Source organism: Caballeronia sp. M23-90 (assembly GCF_053574605.1).
The window spans coordinates 1-5,054 of record NZ_JBSIPA010000468.1 but is presented as its reverse complement, the minus strand read 5'-3'; the positions used below and the strand labels follow the sequence as shown (position 1 = coordinate 5,054).

Sequence of the window (5,054 nt, the reverse complement as noted above, 5' to 3'; positions counted from 1 at the left end):
CGAGCTGCCGCTTTGACAAACACGTGCTCCACGTTCGCAAGCTCCGGGATCTCGGCTTTTGCCGCCGGATAGCTGCGCAACTGATCGGTGACGATCTTGCGCGGCACCGGGCTCGAACGCAGCACACGCGACGTCTCAACACGCAAAGGCAATAGCTGTCAGCGCGGCATGGGTTCGAACACATACGCAACGTCTACAGCCTCCGCCTGCTTGTTACACTATGAATAAAGCGTCGGCCGGCTCTGATGCAGTTCGGCTCATTGAAGCCAACGACGTAACTTCGCAAAACACAGGACGAGCACTTAAATGACACTTTCGAAGAGAAAATTTGGTCGTACCGGCTGGGATGTGTCGGAAATTGGTTTTGGGGCATGGGCGATCGGCGGTTCGTGGGGCGGTGTCGCAGAAGACGACGCCAAGGCCGCGCTAAACGCCGCGCTCGATAGCGGTGTTACTTTCATTGACACGGCAGACGTCTACGGAGACGGTCGGTCGGAACGGATCATCCGGGACGTGTTGCGGCAACGAGGCGGCGAGCGTCCCATGGTGGCCACCAAGCTCGGGCGCCGACTCGACCCGCATGTGACCAGTGGGTATACGAGCAGGCGTGAGCTCGCCGGTTTCATTGACGGGAGCCTTTCGAACCTGGGCGTCAATACGCTTGACCTGGTGCAATTGCATTAGCCGCCGACGGAGGTTTATTACCATCCCGAGGTGTTTGACGCGATGGACGACTTTGTCGCTGCCGGCAAGATCCGCTTCTACGGTGTGTCGGTGGAAAAGGTCGAGGAAGCGCTGAAGGCGATCGAGTATCCCAATGTGGTTTCGGTGCAAATTATCTACAACATGTTCCGTCAACGTCCTGCAGACTTGTTATTTGCGCAGGCGCAAAAGAAAAACGTTGCAGTCATTGCGCGAGTGCCTCTGGCGAGCGGCATGCTTACGGGCAAGATGTCCGCGGATTCGGTTTTCCCGTCAGATGACCATCGTGCTTTTAATCGCCATGGCGAGGCGTTCGACGTCGGCGAGACGTTCTCCGGGGTGCCTTATGACATCGCGTTGAAAGCGGTGGACGAACTGCGCGCCCTTGTACCGGTGGACGCCTCCATGGCGCAGCTGGCTCTTCGTTGGATACTCATGGAGGATGCCGTCTCCGTCATCATCCCTGGCAGTAAGAACGCGGTCCAAGCGGCGTCAAACGTCTCGGCTGCGAGCCTAGCGCCACTGCCCGATGAGGCAATGCAACGCGTCCGTGAAGTCTATGAGCGCCATATAGCGCCTCAGGTCCACCAGCGCTGGTAAAAAGTCTCAAACCAACGTTGAACGCCTGGCCCCGGAAAACAATTGGCTGGAAGACGCCTGCGGAGACCCTGGACGCCTACCTAAAAACCGTTCAACATTCCAATGTTGCGACGACCGGTTGAATCCGCCCAGTTACGCCATTCATGCCTTTCAGGCGAAACTCGCCGAGCACGGGATGACGTGTTCGATGAGTCGCAAAGTAAATTGTTGGGACAATGCCCCAACTGATAGCTTCTTCAACAGCTTGAAAACGAACGAGTTCACGAAAGACGGTACGCCACGCATGTCGAGGCAATTGCAGACCTGTATGAATACCTCGAAGTATTTTATAACCGGAGCCGTCGTCACTCCACGCTCGGTCAAGTGTCGTCAATCCATTCATGCAAGACTGGATCGCGACTCAGCAGGAGAAGAATCTGGCGGCATAATGTTCGACCTTTGGAACACGAAAAACAAGGGGAAGCTCATTGTTCGACAGCCCGCGAGACGTGCCGCCGCGAGAGCAGCCATTGGGCCATGGATCGCGCTCTGCAACTGCGCCAATCATTGCGGAAAAAATGTGGCCTGCGGATTTTCATCGTTGGTTCACCCATGCAAGTAGAAAGCGATCAGCCGCCAGACGGAACGGCTGATCCCTGCATGACCGACTCATGCTGCCGGTTTCAAGATCACCTTGGTCCAACCGTCGTCGCGTGCATCGAAGTGTTCATAAGCCTCAGGAGCCTGTTCAAGCTTGAGCTCATGAGAGATGATTGCCGAAGGCTTCGCCTTGCCTGCAGCAATCAGGTCGCGCAACTTGCGATTGTAGGCCTTCACATTAGCCTGACCGGTAGCGATGTGCTGGCCTTTCATCCACATTGAGCCAAAGTCGAAAGCAAGCTTTCCTTCCTGCATCAGTGTGTCGTTGGAGTTCGGATCTTCAGCGACAAATACGCCGACCACGCCTATGCCGCCCGTCGCACGCACCGACTTGACAAGATTGTTCATGGTCAACGCAGGCACTTCGTGGCCCTTGCAACTGCACTGGTATCCGACGCACTCGCAGCCTCTGTCCGCGCCTTCGCCACCGGTCATCTCCAGCACTTGATCGGCAGCGTTGCCCTCGCTGTCGTCGATTGGGATCGCGCCCATCTTTTCCGCAAGCGCCAGTCGGTCGGGATGCGTGTCGACGACCATCACCTTGCTAGCGCCCTTGATTGATGCTGACATGGCCGCCATCAGTCCCACGGGCCCCGCGCCGTAGATCACGACGCTATCGCCCGGCTCGACGCCTGCCAGCACGGTCGCATGGTAACCAGTCGGGAAAATGTCGGAGAGCATAACGTAATCATTTTCCTTTTCCTCGGCGTCGGGTGGCAGCAGCAGGCAGTTGAAGTCGCCGAACGGCACGCGCAGGTATTCGGCTTGACCACCGCTATAGGGTCCCATACCAGCAAAACCGTAAGCCGCGCCCGCCATTCCCGGATTTGCCGTCAGGCAGAAACCAGTGAGTCCCTTTTCGCAGTTCTTGCAAAATCCGCAGCCGATGTTGAAAGGAAGACACACTCGATCACCTACTTTAATGCGCTCGACACCCTTGCCGATTTCCGTGACGACCCCCAGGTTCTCGTGTCCGAGAATACGCCCAGTCTCCATATTCGTGCGACCTTCATACATGTGTAGATCGGAACCACAGATATTGGTCGTCGTCATCTTGACGAGTACGTCAGTGGGTTTCTCGATCTTCGCATCGGGCATGTCTTTAACTACGACCTTGCGAGGGCCTTCGTACACTAATGCTTTCATGATAGTTTCCTTGAGAAAACGGGGGTGTGTGTCGCCGGACGGCGCTAAGGACCAAGCATCTCGCGTTCCACCGCTGATATTTCGGAGGCGTAAACCGACTTAATTTTGTCACCGTCGCGCGTATAAAAGTGTCACTTCGCATTTCAGATCGGATACCAGGGCGTTGTCAGGTTGTTGTGTCAGTCACGTAAGATGGCGGGATGAAGAAATCGAAATCGCTCTATCACGGTCACCGTTTTCCAGCCGGAGTCATCAGTTGCGCTGTGCGCTGGTATTTCCGCTTTCAGTTGAGCTTGCGCGACATCGAGGAACTGCTCTTCGAGCGTGGGGTGATCGTGACATACGAGACGATCCGATGCTGGTGCGACAAGTTTGGCAAGGGCTTTGCTCACCGGGTGAAAGCCGCGCGGCGCAAGCCGGGTAGCACGTGGCACCTCGACGAGATGTTCGTCACCCTGCGTGGCGAACCGTATCTGCTGTGGCGTGCGGTCGACGAGCATGGCGCCGAACTCGACATCCTGGTGCAAAAGCGGCGCGACAAGGCTGCCGCCAAACGCTTCTTCAAGCGTGTGCTGCGTTCGAGCCCGGTGCCGCGCAAGATCGTCACCGATCAATTGCGCAGCTATCCGGCGGCAAAAGCCGAGATCCCGGAGCTTGCGAACGTGAAGCATGTGTTCGTCAAAGCGGCAGCTCGGCTGAACAACCGCGCGGAGAATAGCCACCAACCGACACGCGAGCGCGAGCGGCGCATGCGCGGCTTTCGCGACCCTAACCGCACACAGAAATTTCTCTCGTGCTTCGGGCCGATCCGACAACATTTCGCGCTCAAGCGGCATCTGCTGCGTGCTTCACTCTATCGCAAACAACTCGCAGCTCGGTTCGTTGCATGGCGCGACTTCGCCGAACTCGCCCAAAATCCGTCGACTGCTTTCTGACCAGTAGTCGTATCTGCCGCCGTGCCGTCTCACTCTCGGTAAGTTGACAAAGCCATGTCGTGTTATCTGATTCTTATAGACATGGTCCGGGGGCGGTAAAATCAGGGTGAATGAAAACCTACTCAGCAGAAAGAAAAGAAGCGCTGGTGCGGCGCATGATGTCGACGTCTATCGCTATCTCGTCGATCTGTTCAAGGCGCTGCCTCATGCAAAGAGCGCCGACGATTACGAAGCGTTGCTGCCGTGGGAACTCGGCAAGCCCGCTCGAAAGCCAACCACCTGAGCGCTAACCGACCTCGCGCTACGGCGCAAGGTGTGGGTTCGCTGATCGCTTACTATTTTCTTGTGACATGCGCTGCTTCCTGAACGAGATTATCAATTCATCATATAGCGGGCCATGAGCCCGGGCTTCGCGGCCCGTGCCATCATCGCCCGCACCAGCCAGCTTCCTCCAGGGCCTTCTCCGGATCCGTAGCGCTCCACTGGGTGGCGACCAGCCTGCGGCCGTTTACGTCGTCCGCCTTAGAAGAAACCAGCCACAACAGCGGCGCGACAACGACGTCCGGGGCCAGCAGCGTGGCGCGCACATCCTGCGGCAATCCGGGCGGGATCATGCCGGTGTCGGTCGCGCCGCCCGGCAACAGCGCATTGACCGTGATACCGCTGCCTTCCAGGTCCTGCGCCCAGATCGCGGTCTCGGATTCCAGGGCTGCCTTCGACGGACCATAGGGCGAAAAGCCGCGGCGACGCATCGTGTCGTGATTCATCGACATGTTGACGATGCGGCCCCATCCGCCGGCGATCATATGCGGTACAGCAGCGCGCGTCATCAAGAACGGGCCGTTCACATTGGTGTCGATGACCATGCGCCAGGTTTCGGGGTCGACTTCCCAGAAGCGGGTCGGCTCCGTAAGAAAGCGCTCGCTGACATACTTCATGCCGCGCCCGGCGTTGTTAACCAGGATGTCGAGACGGCCCCAGCGCGATAGCGCCATCGCGACCACGCGCTGCGCGTCGGCAGGATTTGCGACG

General features: G+C 57.7%; 3 protein-coding genes and 4 pseudogenes. 4 read left to right on the top strand and 3 right to left on the bottom strand.

Annotated elements, in window-relative coordinates:
• Positions 1–128, bottom strand: a pseudogene (locus ACRXB1_RS30150) (IS6 family transposase); the annotation flags it as partial.
• A 178-nt stretch (positions 129–306) separates the two neighbouring features.
• Here ACRXB1_RS30150 and ACRXB1_RS30145 point away from each other — a divergent pair.
• A pseudogene (locus ACRXB1_RS30145) lies at positions 307–1,302 on the top strand (aldo/keto reductase).
• A 133-nt stretch (positions 1,303–1,435) separates the two neighbouring features.
• Positions 1,436–1,730, top strand: a pseudogene (locus tag ACRXB1_RS30140) (IS3 family transposase); the annotation flags it as partial.
• 220 nt (positions 1,731–1,950) lie between these two features.
• Here the strand turns inward: ACRXB1_RS30140 and ACRXB1_RS30135 are convergent.
• Complete coding sequence (locus ACRXB1_RS30135; protein WP_165106084.1) at positions 1,951–3,087, bottom strand: glutathione-independent formaldehyde dehydrogenase; 1,137 nt, start codon at positions 3,085–3,087, stop codon at positions 1,951–1,953.
• A 200-nt stretch (positions 3,088–3,287) separates the two neighbouring features.
• On the opposite strand from ACRXB1_RS30135, the gene ACRXB1_RS30130 reads away from it, so the two are divergent.
• Entirely contained in the window at positions 3,288–4,022 is a 735-nt protein-coding gene (locus ACRXB1_RS30130) for an IS6 family transposase (RefSeq protein ID WP_449494120.1), read from the top strand.
• A gap of 151 nt (positions 4,023–4,173) precedes the next feature.
• Positions 4,174–4,305 (top strand): annotated as a pseudogene (locus ACRXB1_RS30125) (transposase domain-containing protein); the annotation flags it as partial.
• A 142-nt stretch (positions 4,306–4,447) separates the two neighbouring features.
• On the opposite strand, the gene ACRXB1_RS30120 reads toward ACRXB1_RS30125, so the two are convergent.
• Positions 4,448–5,054 (bottom strand): SDR family NAD(P)-dependent oxidoreductase (locus ACRXB1_RS30120; RefSeq protein WP_449494119.1); only part of this gene is annotated, 607 nt, incomplete at its 5' end.